The 24,366-nt window shown below is 68.1% G+C and carries 29 protein-coding genes; 7 read left to right on the top strand and 22 right to left on the bottom strand.

What is annotated here, in order from left to right:
* The first annotated feature begins 62 nt into the window (after positions 1-62).
* From rsmI to QMG28_RS16325, 4 genes are all read left to right on the top strand, one after another.
* Positions 63-911 carry a 16S rRNA (cytidine(1402)-2'-O)-methyltransferase gene (gene rsmI / locus QMG28_RS16340; protein ID WP_281843389.1) on the top strand — a complete coding sequence of 283 codons (849 nt, stop codon included), beginning with the start codon at positions 63-65 and terminating at the stop codon, positions 909-911.
* A complete protein-coding gene (locus QMG28_RS16335) occupies positions 908-1,258 on the top strand; it encodes a YraN family protein (RefSeq protein WP_281843388.1) in 351 nt (116 codons plus the stop codon). The genes rsmI and QMG28_RS16335 overlap by 4 nt, the downstream gene beginning before the upstream one ends.
* Positions 1,259-1,327: 69 nt before the next feature.
* The gene (gene gshB / locus QMG28_RS16330; RefSeq protein ID WP_281843387.1) at positions 1,328-2,269 is read left to right on the top strand and encodes a glutathione synthase; all 942 of its coding nucleotides are present in this window, start codon (positions 1,328-1,330) and stop codon (positions 2,267-2,269) included.
* On the top strand, positions 2,266-3,213 hold the full coding sequence (locus QMG28_RS16325) for an alpha/beta hydrolase (protein ID WP_281843386.1): 948 nt from the start codon (positions 2,266-2,268) through the stop codon (positions 3,211-3,213). Before gshB ends, QMG28_RS16325 begins: the two co-directional genes overlap by 4 nt.
* On the opposite strand, the gene QMG28_RS16320 is transcribed toward QMG28_RS16325, so the two are convergent.
* From QMG28_RS16320 to cobU, 4 genes are all read right to left on the bottom strand, one after another.
* Entirely contained in the window at positions 3,180-4,694 is a 1,515-nt protein-coding gene (locus QMG28_RS16320) for a YifB family Mg chelatase-like AAA ATPase (protein ID WP_281843385.1), read from the bottom strand. The two genes, QMG28_RS16325 and QMG28_RS16320, sit on opposite strands and share 34 nt — an antisense overlap.
* A gap of 132 nt (positions 4,695-4,826) precedes the next feature.
* Positions 4,827-5,504: a glutathione S-transferase gene (locus QMG28_RS16315; RefSeq protein ID WP_281843384.1), complete on the bottom strand. Its 678-nt coding sequence runs from the start codon at positions 5,502-5,504 to the stop codon at positions 4,827-4,829.
* A 39-nt stretch (positions 5,505-5,543) separates the two neighbouring features.
* Positions 5,544-6,110, bottom strand: a complete 567-nt coding sequence (locus tag QMG28_RS16310) for a histidine phosphatase family protein (RefSeq protein WP_281843383.1) — start codon at positions 6,108-6,110, stop codon at positions 5,544-5,546.
* The gene (gene cobU / locus QMG28_RS16305) at positions 6,107-6,649 is read right to left on the bottom strand and encodes a bifunctional adenosylcobinamide kinase/adenosylcobinamide-phosphate guanylyltransferase (RefSeq protein WP_281843382.1); all 543 of its coding nucleotides are present in this window, start codon (positions 6,647-6,649) and stop codon (positions 6,107-6,109) included. The genes QMG28_RS16310 and cobU overlap by 4 nt, the downstream gene beginning before the upstream one ends.
* 75 nt (positions 6,650-6,724) lie before the next feature.
* Between cobU and QMG28_RS16300 the strand changes: the two genes are divergently transcribed.
* Positions 6,725-7,513 (top strand): ChaN family lipoprotein, encoded by a 789-nt coding sequence (locus QMG28_RS16300; RefSeq protein ID WP_281843381.1) that lies wholly within the window; start codon positions 6,725-6,727, stop codon positions 7,511-7,513.
* 3 nt (positions 7,514-7,516) lie between these two features.
* Here QMG28_RS16300 and QMG28_RS16295 read toward each other — a convergent pair whose 3' ends face one another.
* The 14 genes from QMG28_RS16295 to ffh form a co-directional block, all read right to left on the bottom strand.
* Complete coding sequence (locus QMG28_RS16295) at positions 7,517-8,329, bottom strand: division plane positioning ATPase MipZ (protein WP_281843380.1); 813 nt, start codon at positions 8,327-8,329, stop codon at positions 7,517-7,519.
* Positions 8,330-8,511: 182 nt separating this feature from the next.
* Positions 8,512-8,733, bottom strand: coding sequence for a 50S ribosomal protein L31 (gene rpmE, locus QMG28_RS16290; RefSeq protein WP_281843379.1), 222 nt, complete (start codon positions 8,731-8,733; stop codon positions 8,512-8,514).
* Positions 8,734-8,744: 11 nt separating this feature from the next.
* Entirely contained in the window at positions 8,745-9,122 is a 378-nt protein-coding gene (gene rplS, locus QMG28_RS16285; protein WP_281843378.1) for a 50S ribosomal protein L19, read from the bottom strand.
* Positions 9,123-9,383: 261 nt separating this feature from the next.
* On the bottom strand, positions 9,384-9,719 hold the full coding sequence (locus QMG28_RS16280; RefSeq protein WP_281843377.1) for a YegP family protein: 336 nt from the start codon (positions 9,717-9,719) through the stop codon (positions 9,384-9,386).
* A gap of 83 nt (positions 9,720-9,802) precedes the next feature.
* Positions 9,803-10,633, bottom strand: a complete 831-nt coding sequence (gene trmD, locus QMG28_RS16275) for a tRNA (guanosine(37)-N1)-methyltransferase TrmD (RefSeq protein ID WP_281843376.1) — start codon at positions 10,631-10,633, stop codon at positions 9,803-9,805.
* Positions 10,634-10,676: 43 nt separating this feature from the next.
* Positions 10,677-11,561 carry a hypothetical protein gene (locus tag QMG28_RS16270; protein ID WP_281843375.1) on the bottom strand — a complete coding sequence of 295 codons (885 nt, stop codon included), beginning with the start codon at positions 11,559-11,561 and terminating at the stop codon, positions 10,677-10,679.
* 108 nt (positions 11,562-11,669) lie between these two features.
* Entirely contained in the window at positions 11,670-12,491 is an 822-nt protein-coding gene (locus QMG28_RS16265) for a sulfotransferase (protein ID WP_281843374.1), read from the bottom strand.
* Positions 12,488-13,000 (bottom strand): ribosome maturation factor RimM, encoded by a 513-nt coding sequence (gene rimM / locus QMG28_RS16260; protein ID WP_281843373.1) that lies wholly within the window; start codon positions 12,998-13,000, stop codon positions 12,488-12,490. Before rimM ends, QMG28_RS16265 begins: the two co-directional genes overlap by 4 nt.
* Positions 13,001-13,071: 71 nt before the next feature.
* Complete coding sequence (gene rpsP / locus QMG28_RS16255) at positions 13,072-13,491, bottom strand: 30S ribosomal protein S16 (RefSeq protein WP_281843372.1); 420 nt, start codon at positions 13,489-13,491, stop codon at positions 13,072-13,074.
* Between the two features lie 36 nt (positions 13,492-13,527).
* Complete coding sequence (locus tag QMG28_RS16250; protein WP_281843428.1) at positions 13,528-13,833, bottom strand: chorismate mutase; 306 nt, start codon at positions 13,831-13,833, stop codon at positions 13,528-13,530.
* A gap of 26 nt (positions 13,834-13,859) precedes the next feature.
* Positions 13,860-14,411 carry a GNAT family N-acetyltransferase gene (locus tag QMG28_RS16245; protein WP_281843371.1) on the bottom strand — a complete coding sequence of 184 codons (552 nt, stop codon included), beginning with the start codon at positions 14,409-14,411 and terminating at the stop codon, positions 13,860-13,862.
* Complete coding sequence (locus QMG28_RS16240; protein WP_281843370.1) at positions 14,408-14,923, bottom strand: GNAT family N-acetyltransferase; 516 nt, start codon at positions 14,921-14,923, stop codon at positions 14,408-14,410. The genes QMG28_RS16245 and QMG28_RS16240 overlap by 4 nt, the downstream gene beginning before the upstream one ends.
* The gene (locus tag QMG28_RS16235; protein ID WP_281843369.1) at positions 14,920-15,552 is read right to left on the bottom strand and encodes a GNAT family N-acetyltransferase; all 633 of its coding nucleotides are present in this window, start codon (positions 15,550-15,552) and stop codon (positions 14,920-14,922) included. The genes QMG28_RS16240 and QMG28_RS16235 overlap by 4 nt, the downstream gene beginning before the upstream one ends.
* On the bottom strand, positions 15,549-17,057 hold the full coding sequence (gene ffh / locus QMG28_RS16230; RefSeq protein ID WP_281843368.1) for a signal recognition particle protein: 1,509 nt from the start codon (positions 17,055-17,057) through the stop codon (positions 15,549-15,551). The genes QMG28_RS16235 and ffh overlap by 4 nt, the downstream gene beginning before the upstream one ends.
* Positions 17,058-17,327: 270 nt before the next feature.
* On the opposite strand from ffh, the gene QMG28_RS16225 reads away from it, so the two are divergent.
* Positions 17,328-18,098: a putative nucleotide-diphospho-sugar transferase gene (locus QMG28_RS16225; protein WP_281843367.1), complete on the top strand. Its 771-nt coding sequence runs from the start codon at positions 17,328-17,330 to the stop codon at positions 18,096-18,098.
* Positions 18,099-18,368: 270 nt separating this feature from the next.
* Here QMG28_RS16225 and QMG28_RS16220 read toward each other — a convergent pair whose 3' ends face one another.
* From QMG28_RS16220 to QMG28_RS16210, 3 genes are read right to left on the bottom strand one after another with little or no spacing between them, the layout of a single operon-like run.
* On the bottom strand, positions 18,369-19,340 hold the full coding sequence (locus tag QMG28_RS16220) for a threonine ammonia-lyase (RefSeq protein ID WP_281843366.1): 972 nt from the start codon (positions 19,338-19,340) through the stop codon (positions 18,369-18,371).
* Positions 19,337-20,161 carry an alpha/beta fold hydrolase gene (locus QMG28_RS16215; RefSeq protein WP_281843365.1) on the bottom strand — a complete coding sequence of 275 codons (825 nt, stop codon included), beginning with the start codon at positions 20,159-20,161 and terminating at the stop codon, positions 19,337-19,339. The genes QMG28_RS16220 and QMG28_RS16215 overlap by 4 nt, the downstream gene beginning before the upstream one ends.
* The gene (locus tag QMG28_RS16210) at positions 20,161-20,847 is read right to left on the bottom strand and encodes a haloacid dehalogenase type II (protein WP_281843364.1); all 687 of its coding nucleotides are present in this window, start codon (positions 20,845-20,847) and stop codon (positions 20,161-20,163) included. Before QMG28_RS16210 ends, QMG28_RS16215 begins: the two co-directional genes overlap by 1 nt.
* A gap of 146 nt (positions 20,848-20,993) precedes the next feature.
* On the opposite strand from QMG28_RS16210, the gene QMG28_RS16205 reads away from it, so the two are divergent.
* Complete coding sequence (locus QMG28_RS16205; protein ID WP_281843363.1) at positions 20,994-23,492, top strand: GcvT family protein; 2,499 nt, start codon at positions 20,994-20,996, stop codon at positions 23,490-23,492.
* Here the strand turns inward: QMG28_RS16205 and QMG28_RS16200 are convergent, their stop codons facing one another.
* Positions 23,493-24,251, bottom strand: a complete 759-nt coding sequence (locus QMG28_RS16200; protein ID WP_281843362.1) for an HNH endonuclease — start codon at positions 24,249-24,251, stop codon at positions 23,493-23,495. It abuts the gene before it with no gap.
* Positions 24,252-24,366: the final 115 nt, after the last annotated feature.

The raw sequence follows: 24,366 nt of genomic DNA, 5'->3' as shown, positions 1-24,366 counted from the left end.
CTCGGCCTTACGGTCGCGAAACATAATAAACTGAACGTGAGACAGGTCCACCCTTGAAACCCGTGCCCCAAGCATTGCCCGCCGGGCTTTACCTCGTTGCCACCCCGATCGGCAATGCCCGCGATATCACCCTGCGGGCGCTGGATATTCTGGCCAGCGCCGATGTGATCGCGGCGGAAGACACGCGCACCGCCCGCAAGCTGATGGAAATCCACGGGATCGGCTCCGGCAAACGTCCGCTCATCGCCTATCACGATCATTCCGGCGCAAACGGGCGGGCGGGGATTCTCAAGCTGATCGGCGAGGGCAAATCGGTGGCCTATGTGAGCGAGGCGGGCACGCCGCTCGTGTCGGACCCCGGCTATGCGCTGGCGCGCGAGGCGGGCGCGGCGGGGTATCTGGTGACGGCGGCGCCCGGCGCCTCGGCGGTGCTGGCGGCGCTCAGCCTGTCGGGCCTGCCGTCCGACCGGTTCCTGTTCGCCGGATTCGCGCCCACGCAACCGGGCGCGCGCAGACGCTGGCTCGAAGAGCTGGGCGGCGTGCCGGCGACGCTGGTGATCTATGAAAGCCCGAGACGTGTTCGCGAATTGTTAACCGATATGTCCGATATTCTTGGAACCACACGGCGCGCGGCGCTATGCCGGGAGTTGACGAAGAAGTTCGAGGAGGTGCTGCGCGGGTCGCTGGGCGAACTGGCGGGCATTGTGTCCGGGCGCGAGCTCAAGGGCGAGATCGTCGTGCTGGTGGACCGTGGCGAAGAGAGCGTGGCCGAGGAGACGATGGAACAGGCGCTGCGGCGCGCGATGGCCGAGATGAGCCTCAAGGATGCCGCCGCGACGGTGGCCGAGGCCTACGGGCTGCCGCGCCGCAAGGTCTACCAGGCGGCGCTGGAGATGGAGAAGGAACGATGAGCGGCAAGACATCCTATCTCGCGGGGCTGGCGGCGGAAAATGCGGTGGAGGCGGATTACGCCCGGCGCGGCCATGCGCTGGCGGCCCGGCGCTGGCGCGGCTCACGCGGCGAGCTCGATCTGGTCTTGCGCGACGGCGACGGGCTGATCGTGGTCGAGGTGAAGAAGGCGCGCGATTTCGCCCGAGCGGCGGCGCGCATCACCCGGGGGCAGCTTGAACGCATCTATGGCGCGGTGTCGGAATTCGTCGCCGGCGAACCGCGGGGCAGCCTGACCGATGTGCGCTTCGACGTGGCGCTGGTCGATGGCGCCGGGCGGCTGGAAATCATCGAGAATTACTGGGCCTGACCGGCCTGCGCGCCCATTGCCCTCGGCGGCGTGCTGGCCCATGTAGAGGGAAACGCTTCGGAGTTTCCCATGAGCCTGAAAGTCGCCATCCAGATGGACCCGATCGGCCCGATCAATATCGACGCCGATTCCACCTTCCGTATCGCCGAGGAGGCGCAGGCGCGCGGGCATGCGCTGTTCTACTACACACCCGACCGGCTGTCTTACCGCGAGGGCAGGGTGATGGCGCGGGGCTGGCCGCTCATTGTGCGGCGCGACTACGGTAACCATTTCACTCTTGGTGATGAGCAGGATATCGACCTGGCCGATTGGGACGTGGTCTGGCTCCGGCAGGACCCGCCCTTCGACATGGGCTATATCACCACCACCCACCTGCTCGACATGATCCACCCGGCCACGCTGGTGGTGAACGATCCGTTCTGGGTGCGCAACTACCCCGAAAAGCTCCTCGTGCTGCAATTCCCCGAACTCACGCCGCCGACGATGATCGCGCGCGATCTCGCCACCTTGCGCGAATTCAAGCACGAGCATGGCGATATCATCCTCAAGCCGCTCTACGGCAATGGCGGCGCGGGGGTGTTCAGGCTCGATCCGAACGACCGCAACCTTGCCTCGCTGCACGAATTGTTCGCCGGCATGAACCGCGAGCCGCTGATCGCGCAGAAATTCCTGCCGGCGGTGGAGAAGGGCGACAAGCGGATCATCCTCGTCGACGGCGAGCCGGTGGGCGCGATCAACCGGGTGCCCGCCGCCGGCGAAACCCGGTCCAACATGCATGTGGGCGGGCGGCCCGAAAAGATCGGGCTGTCTGAGCGCGACCGTGAAATCTGCGCCGCCATCGGCCCGCTTCTGAAGGAAAAGGGGCAGGTCTTCGTGGGCATCGACGTGATCGGCGACTGGCTGACCGAGATCAACGTGACCTCGCCCACCGGCATTCAGGAGCTCGAACGGTTCGACGGCACCAATGTGGCGGCGAAGATCTGGGAGGCGATCGAGGCGAAACGGGCATGAGCCGGCGGCTGCGGCTCCTGCTCTGGCTGAGCCGTAGATTTGCCAGGCGGCAGATCGCGCGCGTGCCCGATCCGCTGCCGCTTCGCCCGATGTTCGACCGGCTGGCGCGCCGGCTGTTTCGCGTTCCGCCCTATACGCTGGTCGGCGAAGCGGCGCTCGCCCCGGGCCTGCCCGCGCTTATCGTGTCGAACCGCCCCGGCACGCATCCGGTGCGCCCGCGCAAGGCGGTGCTCTATCTGCATGGCGGCGCCTTCGTGGCCGGGCACCCCTCAGCCTTCGTGGCGATGCTGGCGCGGATTGCCCGGCTCACCCGCTGCGAGGTGTTCGTCCCCGATTACCGGCTCGCGCCGGAGCACCCCTTTCCGGCGGCGGTGGAGGATGCCCGCACCGCCTGGGACGGGCTGATCGCGCGCGGCTACCGGCCCGGCGATATCGTGATCGGTGGAGACAGCGCCGGCGGCAACCTGGCACTCGGTCTGCTCGCGGCTCTGCTCGATGATCGTATCCGCCCCGCCGGGCTTTTCGCCTTTTCGCCGGTCACGGATCTGACCTTTTCGGGCGCAACCATCGCCACCAATGCGGCCCGCGATGCGGTGCTGCCGGCGGCGCGGCGTGACGATCTGATGGGGTTCTATCTGCAAGGCGCCCGGGCCGACGATCCGCGCGCCTCGCCCTTGCTGGCCGATTTCCCCGACCCGCCCCCGGTCTTTCTGCAATATGCGGCGACCGAAATTCTCGCCGATGACAGCCGCCGCATGGCCGCGAAACTGCGCGCGCCGGGCGGCGAGGTGGTGCTGGACGAATGGCCCGACGCGCCGCATGTCTGGGTGCTGTTCGACGGCATCCTGCCGGAAGCCCGCCAGGCGCTCATCCGTGTGGCCGGCTTCGTCAATACGCTGTTCGACGAGGATCAGGCCGGCGCGAGCGCCCCCGCCACGCGGTAGCTCAGCGCCTCGGCGATATGCGGCTTTTCCACGGGTTCCGAGCCAGCGAGATCGGCAATCGTGCGCGCCACCCGAAGCACCCGGTGATAGCCGCGCGCCGAGAGGGCAAAGCGCTCGGCGGCTTTCATCAGCATCTCGCGCCCCTCGGCGCTGGGCGTGGCAACTTGTTCGAGCTGGGCGCCCTCGGCATCGGCATTCACCCGCGCGCCGCTGCCCTCGTAGCGGGCGCGCTGCACCGCGCGGGCGCGGGCCACGCGCTCGGCCACCACGGCGGAACTGTCGCCGCTGTCGGGCAGGTCGAGATCGGTGAAGGCCACCGGCGGCACGTCAAGCCGCAGATCGAACCGGTCCATCAGCGGGCCGGAGATGCGGCCCAGGTAATCCTCGCCGCACAGCGGCGCGCGTGAGCAGGCGCGGGCGGCATCGGCGAGGTGGCCGCATTTGCAAGGGTTGGCGGCGGCCACCAGCATGAAGCGGCAGGGGTAGCGCACATGGGCATTGGCGCGCGCGACGATGACTTCGCCGGTCTCGATCGGCTGGCGCAGGGTTTCAAGCACCGGGCGGGGAAATTCCGGCAATTCATCGAGAAACAGCACGCCGTTATGGGCCAGGCTCACCTCGCCCGGCTTCGCGCCGCGGCCGCCGCCGACAATGGCCGCCATCGAGGCGGTATGGTGCGGCGTGCGGAACGGGCGCATCCGCGAGATGCCGCCCTCGTCCAGCAGCCCGGCAAGCGAATGGATCATCGAGGTTTCCAGCGCCTCCGCCGGCTCCAGCGGCGGCAGGATCGAGGGCAGCCGCGCCGCCAGCATCGACTTGCCGGAGCCGGGGCTGCCCACCATCAGCAGGTGATGCCGCCCGGCGGCGGCGATCTCCAGCGCCCGTTTGGCGCGCTCCTGCCCCTTCACGTCGCGCAGATCGCGCGTGCCCCGGTCCTCGTGCACCTCGCCGGGCTCGGCAGGCTCCAGCGGGGCCTGGCCGGTGAAATGGCGGATCACGGCGGCCAGCGTGGGCGCGGCCAGAACGCGGGTCGCGCCGACCCAGGCCGCCTCGGCCCCGCAGGCTTTGGGCACGATCAGCGCCCGGTCATGCTCGGCCGCCGACATCGCGGCGGGAAGCGCGCCGTTCACCGCCACCAGCGAGCCGTCGAGCGAGAGCTCCCCCAGCGAGAGCGTGCCGGCCACCTCCTCTTCCGGGATCGCGCCGATGGCGGCGAGCAGCGCCAGCGCGATCGGCAGATCGAAATGCGATCCCTCCTTGGGCAGATCGGCGGGCGAGAGGTTGATGGTGATCTTGCGCGAGGGCAAGGCGATAGCCATCGCCGCGAGCGCCGCGCGCACCCGTTCGCGCGCCTCGCTCACCGCCTTGTCGGGCAGGCCGACGATGGCGAAGCCCGGCAGGCCGGACGACAGCGCGCATTGCACCTCGACGGGCCGCGCCTCGACCCCTTCGAATGCCACCGTGTGGGCGCGCGCGACCATGTGAGACTCCGTTGCTCCGTGTCGCAACAGGGTTAACGGAAGATTGGTTTAAGAATGGTTAATGCCGGCCGGGCGGGGGGCGCTGCCCCCCGCACCCCCCGGAGTATTTCCGCAAGGATGAAGGGGCGGGCGTCAGGGCCATGCCCTGTGCGGCAGGTCCATCGCATAGGGTTCGGGATCGTAGTGCCGCTTGAGGCCCTCGGTGCGCCATGCGCGGAAGGCCGGATCGGCCAGATGTGCGTCGGTATAGGCGCGCGCCTGCGCGCCGACCGGCAGATCGTACCCCGCGATCCGCGCGGCGACCGGGGCGAAGAACACGTCGGCCAGCGAATAGGCGCCGAAGAGCCAGGGCCCGCCCGCGCCATGGCGGCTGCGGGCCAGCGCCCAGATCTCGTCGAGCCGGGCGAGATCGGCCAGCACCGCCTCGGACGGGGTGAAGCCCTCATAGACTTTCAGAAGCTGCATCGGGCAGGCGCCGCGCAGGGCGGCGAAGCCGGAATGCATCTCGGCCGCCAGCCAGCGGGCGAGGCCGCGCGCGGCCGGATCGGCGGGCCAGAACCCGGCATCGGGGTGGCGCTCGGCGAGGGTTTCCGCCATCGCCAGCGTATCGCCCACCAGCACGCCCTCGGGCGTGCGCATCACCGGCACCAGCCGCGCGGGGGCAAGCCCGGCCAGATCCTCTTTCATCGTGCCCGCATAGAGCCCGACCATATGGGTGCGCACGGGGATGGCGAAGTTTTCGAACATCAGCCAGCCGCGCAGCGACCAGCTTGAAAACGTCTGGTCGGCGATGAAAAGATCGTATGTCATGGCGCGATGGTGCCGCCGGGCCGGGGCTTTGGCAATGGGTTACGGACGGTGATTCACATGGCCCGCCTGCCAGCCGTCCGGACCAAGGCGCAGCTCGGTCACCGAGAGGTTGTCGATCCGCTGGGCGAGGGTCTCGACGATGGTGCCGCCCCGGGCGCGGTGAAGCTGCGACAGGATCACGCCGAAATGCGCCACCGCGATCAATTCGGCATGGCCGGCGAGCGGGGCGAGGGCGGCATCCACCCGCGCGGTGAGCTGGGTCAGCGTCTCGCCGCCCGGCGGGCAATGGCTGACCGGATCGTCCCAATAGAGGCGCGACAGGGCCGGATCGCGCCGGGCGATCTCATCGGCGCTCAGCAGCTCCCAGGCGCCGAAATTGATCTCGCGCAGTCCCGGCGCATGGGGCAGGCGGGTGCGCCGGCCCTGGATCGCGTCGGCGGTGGTCACGGCGCGGGTGAGGTCGGACGAGATCACCGGCGCGTCGGGCAGGAAGGCCCCAAGCCGGGCGAGCGCGGCGGTGTCGGACAGATCGGCGGGCACATCGGACCAGCCGACCATTTCGCGCCGATGCGTCGGGCCGTGGCGCACCCACCAGATCCGCGTCATGAAAAGCCCTCGGGCAATGTGCCCTTCAGCACCATCGGCAATCCTGCCACCACCAGCACCACCAGACCGGCCTGCGCCGCAAGGCTTTGGTTGAGCCGGCCCTGAGCGTTGCGGAACTGCCGCCCGCTGGCATGGGCCGGCACCACGCCCTGACCGACCTCGTTGGTCACCACCACCACCGGAGCGGCGCAGGAGTGCAGCCCCTGCAGGAGCCGCGTTTCTTCCATCGCCAGATCGCTCTCGGCCATCAGGTGATTGGCGAGCCACAGCGTCGCGCAATCGACCAGAACGGCGCTCTCCGCCCCGGCCTCCTGCAGCGGCGGCACGATGTCGAGCGGTGCTTCCACCGTTGTCCAGCCAACGCCGCGCCGCACCTGGTGGGCGGCGATCTTCTGCGCCATCTCGTCGTCATGGGCCTGGGCCGTGGCGATATAGGTGAGCGGCCTGCCGGTGGCGCGCAGAAGCCGCTCGGCAAAGGCCGACTTGCCGGACGACGCGCCGCCGATGACGAGGCTGAGAGGGGGGAGGGTAATGCTCATGCCTTTGGCCTAGCATCGGGGCAAAGGTTTGGGAAGGTGCTTGCGCCCGGCCCCGTGCCGCCCCAGATATTCAGAATGAAATCCCTGATCGCCAGCTTCGCGCTGATCGCGCTTCCCGCCCTCGCCATGGCCAATCCGCTCGGCGAGGCCATGGCGGAGATCTACGTTCTGGGCGAGGTGCATGACAATCCGGCGCATCACGCGGTGCAGGCCGAGGCGGTGGCGGCGCTCGCGCCCCGTGCGCTGGTGTTCGAAATGCTCACCGAAGAACAGGCGGGCCGGGCGACGGACGATCTGCGCGCCGATCCCGGAGCGCTTGGCGCGGCGCTGGACTGGGAGGCGTCGGGCTGGCCTGACTTCGCCATGTATTATCCGATCTTCGCCGCCGCCGACGGGGCGGAGATTCGCGGCGCGGCGGTGCCCCGGGCCGAGACCCGTGCGGCGATGCAGATCGGCGTGGCGCTCACCTTCGGCGACGAGGCGCCGGCCTTCGGGCTGACCGACGAGCTGGAGGCCGAAGAGCTGGCCGACCGGCTGAACCTGCAGATGGCGGCCCATTGCAACGCGCTGCCCGTCGAGTTGCTGCCCGGCATGGTCGATCTGCAAAGGCTGCGCGATGCGGTGCTCGCCCGCGCGGCGCTGGTGGCGCTGGAAGAGACCGGCGGGCCGGTGGTGGTGATCACCGGCAATGGCCATGCCCGCAAGGATTGGGGCGTGCCCAGCTACCTCGCCCGCGTCGCCCCCGATGTGGCGGTCTTCGCATTGGGGCAGGGCGAGGATGGCGGCACGCCGGATGGCGGGTTCGATCTCGTTCTCGATGCGCCGGGTGCGGAACGCGAAGATCCCTGCCTCGCCTTCCGGTAGCGCCTAGAAGGTCACCTCGACGCCCGGAAGTTTCAGCGCCTTCACCAGATCGCGCAGCTCCTGGCGGGCGGCGACGTTGGAGATGTTCATCTGCCCGAGCACGCCCACATCGCGCAGATCGAGCAGCGTCAGGCCACGCGGAAACAGCTCGCGGAAGATCACCCGTTCGTTGAAGCCGGGCGCGGTGCGAAAGCCGATGCGCTTTGCCAGTTCGTCCAGCGCATGGCCCATCTTTTCCTTGTTGATCATCGCCTGCGCGCCGAGGCGGTTGCGCACCACCACCCAGTCGATCGGCGCAAGCCCGGCCTGCGCCCGCAACTGGCGGGCGTTCCAGACCATCTCGGAATAGACCGAGGGGCCAAGGATCTTGCCGGTCTCGCCGTCGATATGGGCGAGCAGATCGAAATCGACGAAACTGTCGTTGAGCGGGGTGACGAGCGTATCGGCCAGCGTATGCGCCACCTGGCTGAGGCGGGTATGCGAGCCGGGGCAGTCGATCACGATGAAATCGCTGTCCACCTCCAGCCCGGCGACGGCCTGGCTCAGCCGCCGGTCATAGACGTTCTCGCCGGGGGTAAGCGCCGATTTCTCGATTTCCGGCAAGTCGCGGTATTTCGGCGTCGGCAGGTCGAGCCCGTGGCGCTCCATCGTGGCGCGGCGGTTGGCCATGTAGCGGGCGAAGCTTTTCTGGCGCAGATCGAGGTCGAGAACGCCCACCCGGTGGCCCATCCGGGACAGCGCCGTGGCAACATGCATCGACACCGTCGATTTGCCCGCGCCGCCCTTCTCGTTCCCCACAACGATGATATGTGCCACGTCTTGCCCCTATCTATACCTGCGCTTTGGCGCGCTTTCGGCGAGCATATCTTGTGTCGCGGCTCGTGGAAAGGTGGTCTCGGCCCTGTGGCGGCAGGTGTTGCGCGGAACGGACGGACGCTGCGGCGCAACGAAAAACGCCGCCCCGGGGGGCGGCGTGTTCCCGTCGCTCTGGCGCTGGCTCAGAAGCCGAGGCCGGCATACTTGTTTTTGAACTTCGACACGCGCCCGCCGGTGTCCATCAGGCGCGAGGAGCCGCCGGTCCAGGCCGGGTGCACGGTCGGGTCGACGTCGAGCGAGAGCGTGTCGCCCTCGTTGCCCCAGGTCGATTTCATCTGCACCACGGTGCCGTCGGTCATCTTCACCTCGATGAGGTGGTAGTCGGGATGGATATCCTTTTTCATCGGACGGCTCCTTACTTGTCAGCCAGCGGCTTGTAGTTGCTGTCTTCCGCGATACGGGCCGATTTGCCACGGCGCGACCGCAGATAGTAGAGCTTGGCGCGGCGGACGCGGCCACGGCGCACCACTTCGATCGACTCGATGTTGGTCGAGTAGAGCGGGAAGACGCGCTCGACGCCCTCGCCGAAGGAAATCTTGCGCACGGTGAACGAGCCGGCGATGCCGTTGCCGTTCTTGCGGCTGATGCAGACGCCTTCGTAGTTCTGCACCCGGCTGCGCGTGCCTTCGGTCACCTTGTAGCCGACGCGGATGGTGTCGCCGGCCTTGAAATCCGGGATCTCTTTCCCGAGCGAGGCGATCTGTTCGGCCTCGATTTGTGCGATCAGGTCCATGACCTTCTCTCCTATGCTGCTCACGGTTGTCCCGCGAAGGTGTGCCGCCTCAGAGCTCCGTGTCTTCGACCGGGTCCGCATCTGCGCCCGCCGGAGGTTCAGGTCGTCTTTGCTTGTCCGCGCTTTCCTACGCCGGGTCCGCCGAAGAAGCGGGCGAATAGAAAAACGGTCCACAGGCCGGAATCGGCCCCGGACGGGCGGGGTATAGGGGGCGGGGGCGCGGCAATCAAGAGGATTGTTGCCGCGCCTTGTTTTGCTGGGTTATTCGGTGAGGTCGGTGACGGTCGCGTCGGGCGCGTTCTTCTTCACCGACTCGATGCCATTGTCGCGGCCCGAGGCGCTCTCGTAGCTTTCGGAGGTGCCGATCACCTGGCCATTGGTGGCTTTCAGGTTGAACATGTGCTTGCCCGCCTTGGTTTCCTTGCGCTCGTAGCGCGCGTCGTCAGCGGCGTTCTTCTTCACCGAGGCGATGCCGTTCTCGGCGCTGGCGCGCTGCTTGTAGCCCTCGCTGGCAAGGATGATTTCGCCATTGCCCGCCTTCAGGCGGAAGCGAAACTCGCCGCCTTTGTCTTTGTAGAGTTCGAACTTGCCTGCCATATCCCGGCCTCCCGTTGGTCACGTTGCACTTGGCGCGACTATTCAACAGCTTGGCTGCGACTGCAACATCCTCTGCGATCCGCTCAGGTTTCGCCGCCGTCCCGCCGCCGCCGTTCATGCGCGGCCCAGAGATCGGGGCGGCGGTCGCGGGTCAGCCGTTCGGCCTCGGCACGCCGCCACGCCTCGATCTCGCCGTGATGGCCGGAGAGCAGCACATCGGGGATCTTCCGGCCGCGCCACTCGGCAGGGCGGGTATATTGCGGATGCTCAAGAAGCCCATGCGCAAAGCTTTCCTCCTCGGTCGAGGCGGCATTGCCGAGCACGCCGGGCAGCAGGCGCACGGTGGCGTCGATCATCGCCTGCGCCGCGATCTCGCCGCCGGTCATGACGAAATCGCCGAGCGAGATCTCCTCGATCCCGTATTCCTCGATCACCCGCTCATCGACGCCCTCGAACCGGCCGCAGATCAGGGTAACGCCCTCGGCGGCGGCCCAGCGATGCGCGGTGGCCTGATCGAAGCGGCGGCCGCGGGGCGAGAGGTAGACGAGCGGCCAGCGCCGGCGGTCGGTGGGCGCGCCGGCCTGGGCGGCGGCGATGGCGCGTGCGAGCACATCGGCGCGCAGCACCATCCCGGCGCCGCCGCCCGCCGGCGTGTCGTCGACATTGCGGTGCCTGCCCTCGCCGAACTGCCTCAGCTCGACAGGCGTGAGCCGCCAGCGCCCTTCGTCCAGCGCCCGTCCGGTCAGGCTCTCGCCCAGCACGCCGGGAAAGGCGGTGGGGAACAGCGTGATCACCCGCGCCTCCCAGGCGCCGGTCAGGTGCGGGGCCTCGTCCATCAGCGAACGCGGTGTGAGGGAGGGCGTGATTTTCAGCCGCCCGTGGGATTTGGCGGGGGATTTGGGTTTGTCGTTCATGCCGCTCTCCTACCGCGAACCGGCGCCGGAGAGAACTGCCGTTTCAGTCCTGCACGCACGCGCTGGCGAGCCGCCGGTAGCCCTCGTCGGGAAAGCGCCGCTCAAGCGTGTCGAGCCAGTCCGGGTCGGGCAACTGGTCGTCGGGCGCGCCGGCATCGACCAGATCGGTCACCCGCGCCCGGGCTTCGGCGCGCACGCCGGCATCGGGCGCGTCGAGCAGGAGTTGCGGCGCAAGCCCGCCTTCGCCCCGGCCGATCAGCGTGCTGAGCACGGCGGGCGAGGCGATGTAGCGCAACAGGCCGAAATCGACGAGCGGTTCGTTGTCGTCGCCATTCTGCCCGGCCGTGTCGTAGAAGATGTCGAAGGCCTGCGCGCCGGTTTCCATCTCCAGCTCCTGCACCACCGGGTCGATGAAGCCGGTATTGAGCTGCGGCGCGCTGCGCAGCGCCTCCAGCGCCCGCTCGAACGCGCCGCGCACATCCGCTGGGGTGTCGGGCCATTCCGGCTCGGCGACGAACCGGGGCGCGGTGTCAAACCCTTCGAGCGAGCGGATCGCGCTGTCGAGCATCACGTCCATCTCGGCGGCGTCACGGTAGGCCCAGGCCCCGGCGCCGGCCGCCGTCGCGGTGATGGCGATGGGCGCCCAGAGCGGCAGCATGATCGCCCCGGCAACATTGGCCACGAGCATACCCGCCGCCCAGACCATCACCACCAGCACCACCTGCATCGCCGCCATCATGCCCAGCCCGGCCCAGCCGGCGGGCATCGAAAGATCGGGTTTGCGGGTGGCCGAGACGTAGAGAAGGAACAGCGCGGCAAAGACGGGCAGCACCGCCCAGCCGTGGCCCGCGAGCCCGGCCAATACCGGCCCGCCATAAAGCGCGACGCCAAACAGGAACAAGCCCGTGCGGCTGTACCGGTTGATCATCCCTGGTCTTCCCCCTTATCGGCGCATCCCTTCGCCTGAGATCAGGAAACGGGAAAAACACCCGAAAATCCACAAAAAATCGCGGTGAGTGAGTATAAACCCCGGATTTCAGCGCCGGGCGGCGGCCCGCTGTGCCGGGCGGTTGAACCCCGTCAGCGCATCCTTGAGCCGTTTCAGTTCGCGGTCGTCCCCGACGCTGAGATTGAGCGCGAGGCACTGGGCGCGAATCTCGTCGCTGTTGCCGGCATTGGTCTTCTGCGCGGGCGGCAGCGTGGCGCGCAGGCTTTCGGGCAGGTCGAGCAGATCGAGCAGCGCCGCCGCCGGACCCTCGTGGCGCTGTTTCGTATCATCGAGCCAGGAGGTGACGACGGGCAAGGGCGCAATCGCCAGAGCGATCCGCGCCGCTTCATCGTCCAGCCGGATCGGCGCGGCGAAGCCGGCGCGGAACCTGTCGAAATCCTCGGTGAGCCGGATCGACCGCAAGAGATGGCCATGCACCGAGCGCAGCCAGCTTTCCGGCTCGCGCAGGGTGTAGAGAAAGGTGATCTCCACCTCCGGCCCGAAGCGGCGGCGCAGCTCGGCGATGATGGTGTGCGCCAGCGGGATCGCCGCGCGGCGGATATTGCGCACCGGGCCGGTCAGGCGGCGGTGGCCGGGCATGATGCCGGAAAAGCCTTCCCACGAGAGGATGTGCACCGGGCGCTCGTCGACCGTGGCCAGATAGCGGCGCAGCGCCCGCGCAAAGCGCCGCCGCCGCCACGGATATGGCCGCTGGCCGTAGCGCCGCGCGAGATTGCCCGCGTCGAGAAAATCTTCCTTGAGGTGGACGGCGATCCCGTCCGGCAACCGGTGGCGGATCTTGCGAAAATAGTCCTGCAGGCTCGACGTGCCGGTTTTGTGAAAGCCCGCATGGACGATCACCTGCGTCATTCGGGAAAGATCCCTTCGGGCGGATCGGCGATGACGCGGCCCGCCGTGAGGTCGACGGTGGGCACGGCCTCGCGCGTGAAGGGCAGCAGCACCGGCGTTTTCAGGCCCGGCCCGCCGATCTCCAGCAAGTCGCCCGCGCCGTGATTGTGCACCGCCATCACCGTGCCAAGCGCCTTGCCGCCCGTGTCGAAAACGGCCAGCCCGATCAGGTCGGTGTGATAGAATTCGTCGTCGGGCAGCGAGGGCAGGGCGTCGCGGTCGGCAAAGAGCTGGACGCCGCGCAGCGTGTCGGCCTCCTCCTTGCTGCGCACGCCGGCCACCCGCGCGGCAAAGCCGTTCTTGATGGCGCGGGTGATCTCGATCTCCCACACCGTCTTGCCGTCTTCGCTGTGGAGCGGGCCGTAATCGGCGATGGCCTCCGGGTCGGCGGTGAAGCTTTTCAGCCGCACTTCGCCCTGCACGCCGAAAGCGCCCGCGAACGCCCCGACACAGATGCGCGCATCACTCATGACCCCTCCAAAGCAAAGCGGCGCGGCACCCGCAAGGGCCCCGCGCCGGAAACATAAACCGAACCGGCCGCTTATTCAGCGGTTTCTTCGGCGGCAGCCTCTTCGGCCGGGGCCTCCTCGGCGGGGGCTTCCTCGGCCGGAGCGGCTTCGGCTTCCGCAGCCTTGGCGGCCTTGGCTTCGGCGCGCTCCTGCGCGGCTTTGCCCGGGGTGCCCTTCTTCGGGTTCGAGCGCTCTTTCTTCTCAAGCACGCCGGCGGCTTCCAGCATCCGGGCCACGCGGTCGGTCGGCTTGGCGCCTTTGTCGAGCCACGCCTTCACCGCGTCGATGTCCATTTTCACGCGGTCTTCCGAATCCTTCGGAAGCTGCGGGTTGTAGGTGCCCAGCTTCTCGATGAAGCGGCCATCGCGCGGCATGCGGCTGTCGGTGGCGACGATGCGGTAGAACGGGCGCTTTTTCGAGCCGCCGCGGGCGAGACGGATTTTCATAGCCATGGGGTTTTCTCCTGTATCCGAGCTATTTCGAGGGCCTTACGACCCGGTTTCCTGGTGTTTGCGGTGGTGCTGAATCACTTCAGCGATGATGAAGTTGAGAAACTTCTTGGCGAAATCGGGATCGAGATCGGCCTCTTTCGCCAATTCTTCGAGCCGTGCGATCTGCTGCGCCTCGCGGGCGGGATCGGACGGGGGAAGCTCGTGTTCGGCCTTGAGCCTGCCAACGGCCTGCGTGTGCTTGAAGCGCTCGCCGAGCGTGTAGACAAGAATCGCGTCCAGCCGGTCGATCGAGGCGCGGTGCTCGCTGAGGAGCCGGGCCGCGCGGGAGGTATCGTCGCTCATCGGGGTCTCCGTGCCGCGTGTGTCGGTCATTGCAGGGCCTCCGCGCCGGGGCCGGGGTGGCGCCAGATATTCATCGCCCCCAGGGTCGGGTGCAGGAACTCGCTTTCGCGCTGCGCGCCGAGCCGCAGGGCCAGCGCTTCCGACCGGAGATTGCCGGCCATGATGAGCGAGATCGCGGTGGTCCAGCCGAGCATGCGATAGGCATGGCTGCGCGCCGCGAGCGCTGCCTCGCGGGCAAAGCCCTTGCCTTCGGCATGGCCCATCAGCGTCCAGCCGATCTCGCGGTCGGGCCAGCCGTCGGGCTGCCACAGGCCGGTGCGGCCGAGATAGCGCCCGGTGGCCTTTTCCTCCAGCGCCCAGAAGCCGAAGCCGCGCAGGTGCCAGTGGCCGACCATCGCCGCCATCGTGCGCCAGACCTGTGGCCGGGGCAGCGGCCCGCCCACCATCCGCGAGCGGTCGCTCTCGAAAAACGCGACCTCTTCCTCGAAATCCTCCTCGCGGAAGGCGCGCAGAAACATCCGCTCCGTCTCCAGCGTCGGGATGACGATGGTGGTGGGGGCAAGCTCGGCCATGGTCATGCCAGCGCCTCCTTGCCCGGATGGCGCCAGATCACGCCGATGCGCCCGCTGGGCGAAAGCCATTCGCGCTCCGGCGCCGCGCCAAGGCGGGCGGCAAGGGCTTCCGACCGGGTATTGCCGGGCACGATCACGCTGGTGAGCGGGCCCCAGCCCAGCTCGTCATAGGCATAGGCGCGCAGGGCCTGCGCGGCCTCAAAGGCATAGCCCTTGCCCTCGGACCCTTCGAACATCGCCCAGCCGATCTCCACTTCGCTCCAGCCCTCGGGGTGCCAGAAGCCGACCTGGCCCACCGTCTGCCCGGTCTCGGTCACATCGGCCATCCAGAAGCCGTAGCCGCGCATCTGCCAATGGCCGAGTTCGGCGGCATAGGCCCGCCAGGCGCTGGGCCGGTCGAGCGGCCCGCCCATGCCCCGGCTGCGCTCGGAGCCGTAGAAGGCGGCGTAGGCGTCGAAATCCTCCGGGCGCTGGGCGCGCAGGGTGAGGCGGGTGGTGGTGAGGGTGGGGGCGATCATGCATAGGCTCCCATGCCGCCTTCGTCATCGGCGGGCGGCCAGTGACGGTAGACGGCCACCGCGCCGCCCTGCTCCTGCGAAACCTCGGCGGAGGCCGCCGGATCGTGCCAGCCGCCAAGGCGGGTCGCGAGATTGATCGAGCGGGCATTGGGCGGGTCGATATAGCTGACCATCGCGGTGAGCTTCGCCACCCGCAGCCCCCAGTCGCGCACCGCTTCGGCTGCTTCGAATGCATAGCCCGCGCCCTCGGCCTCTTCGGTGACGAACCAGCCAAGCTCCGGCTCGCGGTCGCCATGCTCCATCGTCAGGTTGACGAAGCCCAGCGTCTCGCCGCTGTCGCCGGCGGTGACGGTAAACAGCCCGTGGCCGCGCAGATGCCAGTTGGCGATGCATTGAACGAAATCGAGCCAGGCTTCACGCCGGCTGAGCGGCCCGTCCATGTAAACGGCGCGCTCCGACATCATGATCGCACGGTAGGTCTCGAAATCCTCGATCACCGGAGCGCGCAGCACCAGCCGGGCCGTCTCCAGCCGGGGCAACATCCCGCGCAGCCGCGCGGCAAAGCCGGCGGAGGCATCGGAGGCGCCCACGCGGGCGTCTTCCCAGGGATATGCGGTGGGGGCGGTCACTTCTTCTTCCCAAACCCCGAAAGGCCCGGCGGTAATTGCGCGCCACCGCCGAGGCCGGGCAAACCGCCGGGCAGCTTGCCGCCAAGCGCCTTCGCGGCCTCTTCCATCGCCTTGGGGTCGTTCATGTCGGGCATCCCGCCCGGCAGGCCGCCGCCCTTGCCGAACATGCCCTTCATCGCCTGTTTCAGCATCCCGCCTTTGCCCATCTTGCCGAGCTTCTTCATCATGTCCGACATCTGCCGGTGCATCTTGATCAGCTTGTTGAGCTCCGACACTTCCTGCCCGGCCCCCGCGGCGATGCGCTTCTTGCGGCTCGCCTGCAGGATCTGCGGATTGGCGCGCTCGCGCTTGGTCATCGAGTTGATCAGCGCGATCTGGCGGTTGATCACCTTGTCGTCCAGCCCGGCCTCGGCGGCCTGCTTGGCCATCTTGCCCATGCCGGGCATCATGCCCATGACGCTTTCCATCCCGCCCATCTTCTGCATCTGCTCGAACTGGAGCTTGAGGTCGTTCATGTTGAACTGACCTTTCTGGAAGCGGCGCATCATCTTTTCGGCCTGTTCGGCCTCGATGGTCTCCTGCGCCTTTTCCACCAACGCCACGATATCGCCCATGCCGAGGATGCGCCCGGCGATCCGGTCCGGCTCGAAGGTTTCGAGCGCGTCCATCTTCTCGCCAAGGCCGACGAAGCGGATCGGCTTGCCGGTGACGGCGCGCATCGACAGCGCCGCACCACCGCGCCCGTCGCCATCCATCCGCGTCAGCACCACGCCGGAAATGCCGACCTTGTCGTCGAATTCCTGCGCCACTTCCACGGCCACCTGACCGGTGAGGCCATCGACCACCAGCAGCGTTTCGCGCGGGGAGACCACGGCCGAAACCTGCTCGACCTCGCCCATCAGCACGTCGTCGATATGCAGCCGGCCTGCCGTGTCGAGCATATAGACGTCATAGCCGCCGAGGCTGGCCTGCGTCTTGGCGCGCTTGGCGATATCGACGGGCTTTTCGCCGGGCACGATCGGCAGCGTGTCCACCCCGATCTGCCGGCCCAGCACGTCGAGCTGCTGCATGGCGGCGGGGCGGTACACGTCGAGCGAGGCCATCAGCACGCGCTTGCCCTCGCGCTCCTTGAGCCGCTTGGCGAGCTTGGCGGTGGTGGTGGTCTTGCCGCCGCCCTGCAGGCCGACCATCAGGATCGGCGCGGGCGGGTTGTCGATCTTCAGCGCGCCCGGATCGCCCTCGCCGGTGAGCACCGCCACCAGTTCGTCATGGACGATCTTCACCACCTGCTGGCCGGGGGTGACGCTCTTCGTCACCGCCTGGCCGGTGGCCTTGTCCTGCACCTTCTTGACGAAGTCGCGCGCCACGGGCAGCGAAACGTCGGCCTCCAGCAGCGCCACCCGCACCTCGCGCAGCGCGGTCTTGACGTCGTCCTCCGACAGCGCGCCCTGTTTTGTCAGCCGGTCGAAGACGCCGGAAAGGCGGTCTGAGAGGCTTTCGAACATGTCTCGGCTCCTTTGCCGTTTCTGTCTGTGCCCCCGATATGGGGACGGGCGCGCGGTATTCCCAACTATTCCCAACCCGGGGCGCCAAACGGGTTTTGCCCCCGTGGGCGCGACGCGCTGACGGGGGGCGATCCCGGCCTTGGGGCCTTGGGACCGGAAGGCGGAGCTTCCGGGGTTCGCTGGGCGTTTACGCGCGCGGGGCAGGCGAGTCAAGCACAGCAGGGCGAAAGCCCTTGTCTTGGCGGCCGGGCTGGGGCCTGATGCGGCAGCATGGACAAGGGTGTGATCTACGTGGCCACCGGGCCGGACTACCGCAATCTGGCGGAAGCCTCGGCGCGTTCGCTCCGGGCGGTGGAGCCGGGGCTGGCGGTGGATCTGTTCACCGATGCGCCCGACGCGGCGCAGCCGGGCCTGTTCGACGCGGTGCACGGGATCGCCGATCCGCATCCGCGCTCGAAGCTCGATTGCATGCGCCGCACCCGGTTTGGCCGCACGCTGTTTCTGGATGCCGATACGCTGGTGCTCGCGCCGCTTGGCGATCTGTTCGACGTGCTGGAGCGGTTCGAGCTGGCGCTGGCGCATGACGTGCGCCGGGCCTCGGAGCTGATCCGGGCCGGGCAGGAGGTTCAGACGCCCTATGCGGTGCCGCAGCTCAATTCCGGCGTGATGCTCTACCGGCGCTCGCCCAGGATGCTGGCGTTTCTGGCGGACTGGGCGCGCGCCTTCGCCGAAAGCGGCGGGGAGCGCGACCAGCCGGCGCTGCGCGATTTGCTCTGGCGCTCCGATCTGCGCTTCTGGGTGCTGCCGCCGGAATTCAACCTGCGCCGGGTGACGATGCTGGATGCCTGGGAACCGCAGGACGCTTTGCCGACGATCCTGCATTCGCACCGGCTGATGGACCACATGCGCGCGCAGGGCGCGCGGATCACCGATGTGGCGGCACTGGTCGAGGCCGAGCGCGCGGCGCTGGCCGAGGAATGGGAGGCCGTGGGCGGACGCGATCCCGACCCCGTGGCGCGGTTTCTGAAGCGGAAAGGGTGAGGGGCATCGGGCATCCCGGCCTCCGGCGGCGCGCGCCCATAGCCGCCGCGCCGGGCGCGTGAAGCCGGCCCGCCGCATTGGCGATGATCATTGGGCGGCGTCGCGGCGCCGATGCGCTGCCTGACGACACCACGATTCTAGAATCCTAGAATCGTGGTGTCAGATTTCAGAAGAAAACCATTCCACCTCAGAACGTTAGGGGAAATCTGCCGTTAACGCCCCGTTCATTCCCTGCCATCGGGTTAACGCCCGCCTCCGACGCATCCCCGCTCAGCCGAACCGTTCCAGCGCCATGCGGAACAGCGCCGCATCCACATTGCCGCCCGAGGCCACCGCGATCACCGCCTCGCCCTCGATCTCGCTGCCATGATACAGCGCCGCCGCCAGCGCCACAGCGCCGCCCGGCTCGATCACGATCTTCAACCGGGTAAAGGCCGCCGCCATCGCCATCAGCGCTTCGTCTTCGCTCACCGCGATGCCCGCGCCGCAGAGGCGCCGGATGATCGGCCAGGTCAGATCGCCCGGCGCCGGGGTGATGATCGCGTCGCAGATCGAGCCGGAGAGCCGGGTGTTGCGCTGGATCTCCCCGGCGATCAGCGAGCGTTTCACATCGTCGAACCCCTCCGGCTCCACCGGATGCACCCTGAGCCCGGGCGCCTCCGCCGCCAGCGCCGTGGCGATGCCGGAGGTCAGCCCGCCGCCGCCGCAGGGCACCAGCACAGCGGCGGCGTCCAGCCCAAGCGCGGCGGCGTCTTCGGCGATCTCAAGCCCCACCGTGCCTTGCCCGGCGATCACCAGCGGCTCGTCGAAGGGCCGCACCAGCGTCAGCCCGCGCGCGCCGGCCAGCCGCGCGCCGATCTCGTCGCGGTCCTCGCTCGCCCGGTCGTAGAGCACCACCTCCGCCCCGAGCGCGCGGGTATTGGCGATCTTCAGCGCGGGCGCGTCGGAGGGCATGATGATGACGGCGGGCACGCCGAATTCACGCGCCGAGAGGGCGACGCCCTGCGCATGGTTGCCCGACGAAAAGGCGATGACGCCGCGCGCCCGCCGCTCCGGCGCCATCGCCGCCAGCGTGTTGCGCGCGCCGCGATATTTGAAGCTGCCGGTATGTTGCAGGCATTCGGGCTTCACCAGCACCCGGCGGCCGGCGATCTCGTCGAGAAAGGGCGATGACAGGAGCGGCGTGCGGCGGGCATGGCCGGCAAGCCGCCCGGCGGCCTCGCGGATCGTCTCGATCTTCATGTCATGTCTCCGATCCAGCCACGGATCACGGCGAGGGCCTCGGGTTCGTCGAGCCAGGGTACATGGCCCCGGTCCGCAAGCCGGGCATAGCGCAGATCGGGGCGGCGGCGGCGCATCTCGTCGGCGGTGGCCTGCGAGAGAATGTCGGAACCCGCACCGTGGATCAGCGCAAGCGGCAGGCCCGCCAGCGCGTCGAACAGCGGCCAGAGCGGCGGCAGATCGGGGCCTGCGGCGAGGAAGGCGTCGCGCAGCGCCGGATCGTAGGTGAGGGCAAGGCCGCTCTCGGTCTGGTCGAACAGGATCTTCACCTCGGCAAGCCAGCGGCTCTCGGGCACATTGGCAAACCCCACGGCGGTTTTCGCCCGCGCGCGGGCCGCCTCTTCGTAGCTTGTCGCCGCCGGGGCGCGCCCGAGATAGGCTTCGATCGAGGCAAGCCCCTCCGGCTCGATCACCGGGCCGATATCGTTAAGGCACACGCCCATCAGCCGCTCATGCGCCGTGGCGGCGAGCCCCATCGCGATCAGCCCGCCGCGCGAGGTGCCGAGAATGGCGGCGCGGGCAAGGCCGAGATGGTCCATGAGCGCGAGCACGTCGCGCGCCTCCTGCCCGGCATTGTAGCTCGCCCAGGCCGCCCGGTCCGACAATCCGCGCCCCCGGTAATCGGGCCGGATCAGCCGCACGCCGCCAAGATGCGGGGCGAGAAAGCTGAAATCGGTGCTGTTGCGCGTCAGCCCCGCCAGCGCGATCAGCGGCAGGCCCTCGCCCTCGTCGCGATAGGCCAGGCGCAGCCCGTCTTCCGATTGAAAATACGCCACGTTCATCAGATCGCCGCCGCGATGTCGGGGATCGGGGTGAGGTCGGCCAGCTCTTCATGCGGCGGATGGTCGAGCCGGTCGCGCGGCTCGCCCATGCGGTTCACCCAGGCGGTGAAGAAGCCGTAGCCGGCGGCGCCGTTGATGTCCCATCCGTTCGAGGAGACAAACAGCACCTCGTCGCGTGCGCAGCCGAACCGCGTGGTGACCAGTTCATAAACCTGCGGCGCGGGCTTGTAGATGCCCACGCTTTCGACTGAGAGCACATCGTCGAGCAGCGCCCCGATCCCGGCAGAGCGCACCGCCCCGTCGAGCATGTCGGGCGAGCCGTTGGAAAGGATCGCGGTGCCGATCCCGGCCTGTTTCAGCCGGGTCAGCATCCCCGGCACTTCCGGATAGGGCGAAAGCGTCCAGTACAGCGCCAGAAGCCGCTCGCGCAGCCCGGCATCGCGCAGCCCCTGTGCCTCCATCGCCCAGTCCAGCGCATCCCTGGTGACGCGCCAGAAATCGCGGTGCTCATGGGTGATCGCGCGCAGCCAGGTATATTCGAGCTGCTTGCGCCGCCAGTCGAAGGCGAGCGCCTGCCAGCACTCCGCCAGCGCCGCGTTGCCCGGCTCGGCGGCGGCTTCGCGCGCGGCGGCGGAGACGTCGAACAGGGTGCCGTAAGCGTCGAAGATGCAGGTGGTGATCGGCATGGGGTTCCCGCGTCGTTGCCGCGTCACACTGGCATGGCGGCGGCGGCGTGGCCAGCGTCGTTTTCGCGCCTTCAAGCGTCGGCTGGTTCTTCCCGGCTTTCGCTTCATCGGGCAGGATGAAGCGCAACCAGCCGAGGAGTCGCCGGATGAAGACCCATGTGAAAGCCCTTGTTGTCGGCGGCGGGGCCGTCGGTGCCTCGATCGCCTATCACCTCGCCCGCGCCGGCTGGCAGGACGTGATGTTGCTGGAGCGCGACGAGCTGACCAGCGGATCGACATGGCACGCGGCGGGCCTGCTGCCGCTGTTCAACATGGGCTATGCGACCTCGCACATCCACGACTATTCGGTGAAGTTCTACAAGACGCTGGAGGAAGAGACCGGGCTCAATGCCGGCTTCTCGGTGGTCGGCAACCTGCGCATGGCGCAAAGCCAGGCGCGGATGGACGAATACCAGCTTTACGCCAGTACCGCCGAGACGGTGGGCATTCCGCATGAATTTCTCACCCCCGACGAGATCAAGCAGCGCTGGCCGCTGGTGCGCACCGAAGACCTGATCGGCGCGCTGTTCCACCCCACCGATGGCTATATCAACCCCGCCGATGTGACGATGGCGATGGCCAAGGGTGCCCGCCAGCGCGGCGTGGCGATCGAGCGCAAATGGCAGGTCGACGGCTACCGCTGGACCGGCTCCGAGTGGATCGTGACCGCCACCAAGATGGGCGAACGCGGCGGCAATCTCGTGCCGACCGAGGAACAGGTGGAAATCCATGCCGAACATGTGGTCACCGCCACCGGCAACCACGCCCAGCGCACCGCGCGGATGCTCGGCATCAAGATCCCGGCGATCCCGGTCGAGCACCAGTTCATCGTCACCGAACCCGATCCGGCGCTGCTGGACTATCGCAAGACCCATGGCGAACACCCGGTGCTGCGTGATGCCGACGCGAAATGGTATGTGCGCGAGGAACGCGGCGGCTGGATTCTCGGCCCCTATGAGCGTGGTGCCCCGGCGCGCTTCGCCTATGGCGTGCCCGACAGCTTCCGCGCCGATCTGTTCCCGCTCGATCTCGACCGGATCGAGGAGGAATACATGTCGATGATCCACCGCATTCCGTCTTCGGAAACGGTGGGGCTGAAAGACGATTTCAACGGCCCGATCTGCTACACGCCCGATGGCAACCCGCTGGTCGGCCCCGCCCCGGGCCTGCGCAACATGTGGCTGGCCGAGGGGTTCAGCTTCGGCATCACCGCCGCCGGCGGCACCGGCTATTACCTCGCCCAGATGATGGTCGAGGGCGAGGCCGAGATCGACATGGCGAGCCTCGATCCCAAGCGTTACGGCGACTGGATGACCACCGAATATGCCGTCCGCAAGAACGAGGAATGCTACGAACACGTCTACATCCTGCACCACCCCGACGAGGAACGCCCCGCCGCCCGGCCGCTGCGCACCGCCCCGGCCTATGACGCGCAGAAGGCGCTTGGCGCGCAGTTCGGGCAGGTCAACGGCTGGGAACGGCCCAATTATTACGGCCCCCTCGATGCGCCCAACAGCTTCGACCACGATGCGCGCAGCTTCCGCCGCGGCGGCTGGTGGCAATATGCCGAGGCCGAGGCGAAAGCGATCCGCGAAACCGCCGGCATCATCGACGCCACCGCCTTCGCCAAACACATCGTCAAAGGCCGCGGTGCGGCGGCGTTCCTCGACTGGTTCACCACCAACAAGCTGCCGCGCGTGGGCCGGATCAACCTCACCTATGCGCTCACCGAGGCCGGCACCACCCGCACCGAATACACGATCATCCGCGAGGCCGAAGACCGCTTCGTGCTGATCTCGGCCGGCGCCTGGCACGCCTATGACCGCGACTATCTGCTGAAAGCTGTGGCCGACAAGGAGGCCGAGTTCGGCCGGATCGAGGTGGAAGACTGGACCACCCGGATCGGCGTTTTCGCCCTTGCCGGCCCCAATGCCCGCGCCATCCTCGCCGAAGTGATCAACGATGCCGAGCCGGACACCGCGCTCTCCAACAAGCGATTCCCCTGGCTTTCGGCGCAGAAGATCGAGCTTGGCATGTGCCCGCTCACCGCCGTGCGCGTCGCCTATACCGGCGAGCTGGGCTGGGAGCTGCACCACCCCGTCGAGATGGGCCGCTACCTGTGGGATCTCCTGATGCAAGCCGGTGAAAAGCACGGGCTGAAACCCGTGGGTGCGCGGGCGCAGAACTGGCTGCGGCAGGAGAAAAGCTACCGCGCCTTCGGCACCGAACTGGGCCGCGACGCCACGCCGCTGGAAGCCGGGCTGGACCGTTTCGTCGACCTCTCCAAAGACTTCCACGGCAAGGCCGCGATGGAGGCCAAGGGCATCCGCTCTATGTGCGTGACGCTCCTCATCGACGGCCCGGCCGACGCCGACCCCTGGGGCCGCGAGGCGCTCTATTCCGGCGACGAGAAGGTGGGCCGCCTCACCTCGGGCGGCTATTCGGTCGCCTTCGGCAAATCCATCGGCATGGGCTACGTCCGCCCCGACCTCGCCACGCCGGGCACCAGGCTCAAGGTGCGGATGCAGGGCGAGCTGTTCGACGCGCAGGTGGTGGAAGACAGCCCCTACGACCCGGGCAATGCCCGCATCCGCATGGACGGGTAATCAGACGGCACGCTGGCGGGCGTGAAACCGGCGGCGGTGACGGTCGAGGAAGCCTTGATCCGGCAGGAAACGGGCAGGCATTTCAAGCCGCCCGCTTTCCACTTTTTCGAGCGCGCGCCGGGCGTCCCGTGGCACATCTCCGGCAATTTTCAGCCGGTAGTCCTCATCGAAGGTGATGAGATGCCGGTCAAACGCGCGATCGTGCAGCGCGTTGAGGCAAATGCCGTTTGCGGGGTTCACCCGTAACGTTTCATCTTCCGCCCACCCAACGATATGGCTCGCGGTGAGCAGGCGGGCATCGTCATTGCCGGTCAAGGCGCAACGGCCGCGATAGGAGGTAAGGATAACCTCCCTGAAAAAGCTTTGGCCGATCCGGGGGCTGACCGAGGCGCTGCGGGTCTCGGATTGCCGGGCCGCAAATGCCGCCTGCCGTTCGGCGAAGCTATCCCCGCCCGACGCGGAATCGGGTGCCTGCTGCGCGGCAAAGGCGGCGAGCACCTTGTCGGGCGTGGCGAGGAAATCGGCCCAGACCGCGCGGTCCGTTGCCGAGGCATGGGCCATGCCCTTTTGCGGCAGGCTGTCATCGAGCGCGGCAAGGTTGGTGAGCTTCAGCGCCACGGCAGAAGGTGTGCGTGATATCCGCCTTGCCAGAGCGATGACCTGTGGGTTTCGGGCATGGAACCGGCCAAAATCGAGCCGAAGATATAGCGCGAGCGCCTCGACCACTTCTCGCTCTGTCCAGTTTCTGCGCTGCGCCACGGGCCGCCCCTCAATCCACGTCAGCGTGCCAGGCGCGATTGCCGTTTGCAACCGCGCTGCTTTGTGTCCGCTGCCCGCATCGGTCCGCAAGTCTCCGTTTCTGCGCGATATTAAT

This window comes from Sinisalibacter aestuarii (assembly GCF_027923545.1).
Lineage (GTDB): Bacteria > Pseudomonadota > Alphaproteobacteria > Rhodobacterales > Rhodobacteraceae > Sinisalibacter > Sinisalibacter aestuarii.
Note: the sequence above shows the minus strand (reverse complement) of the source record. Positions and strands in the feature narration are given on the sequence as shown.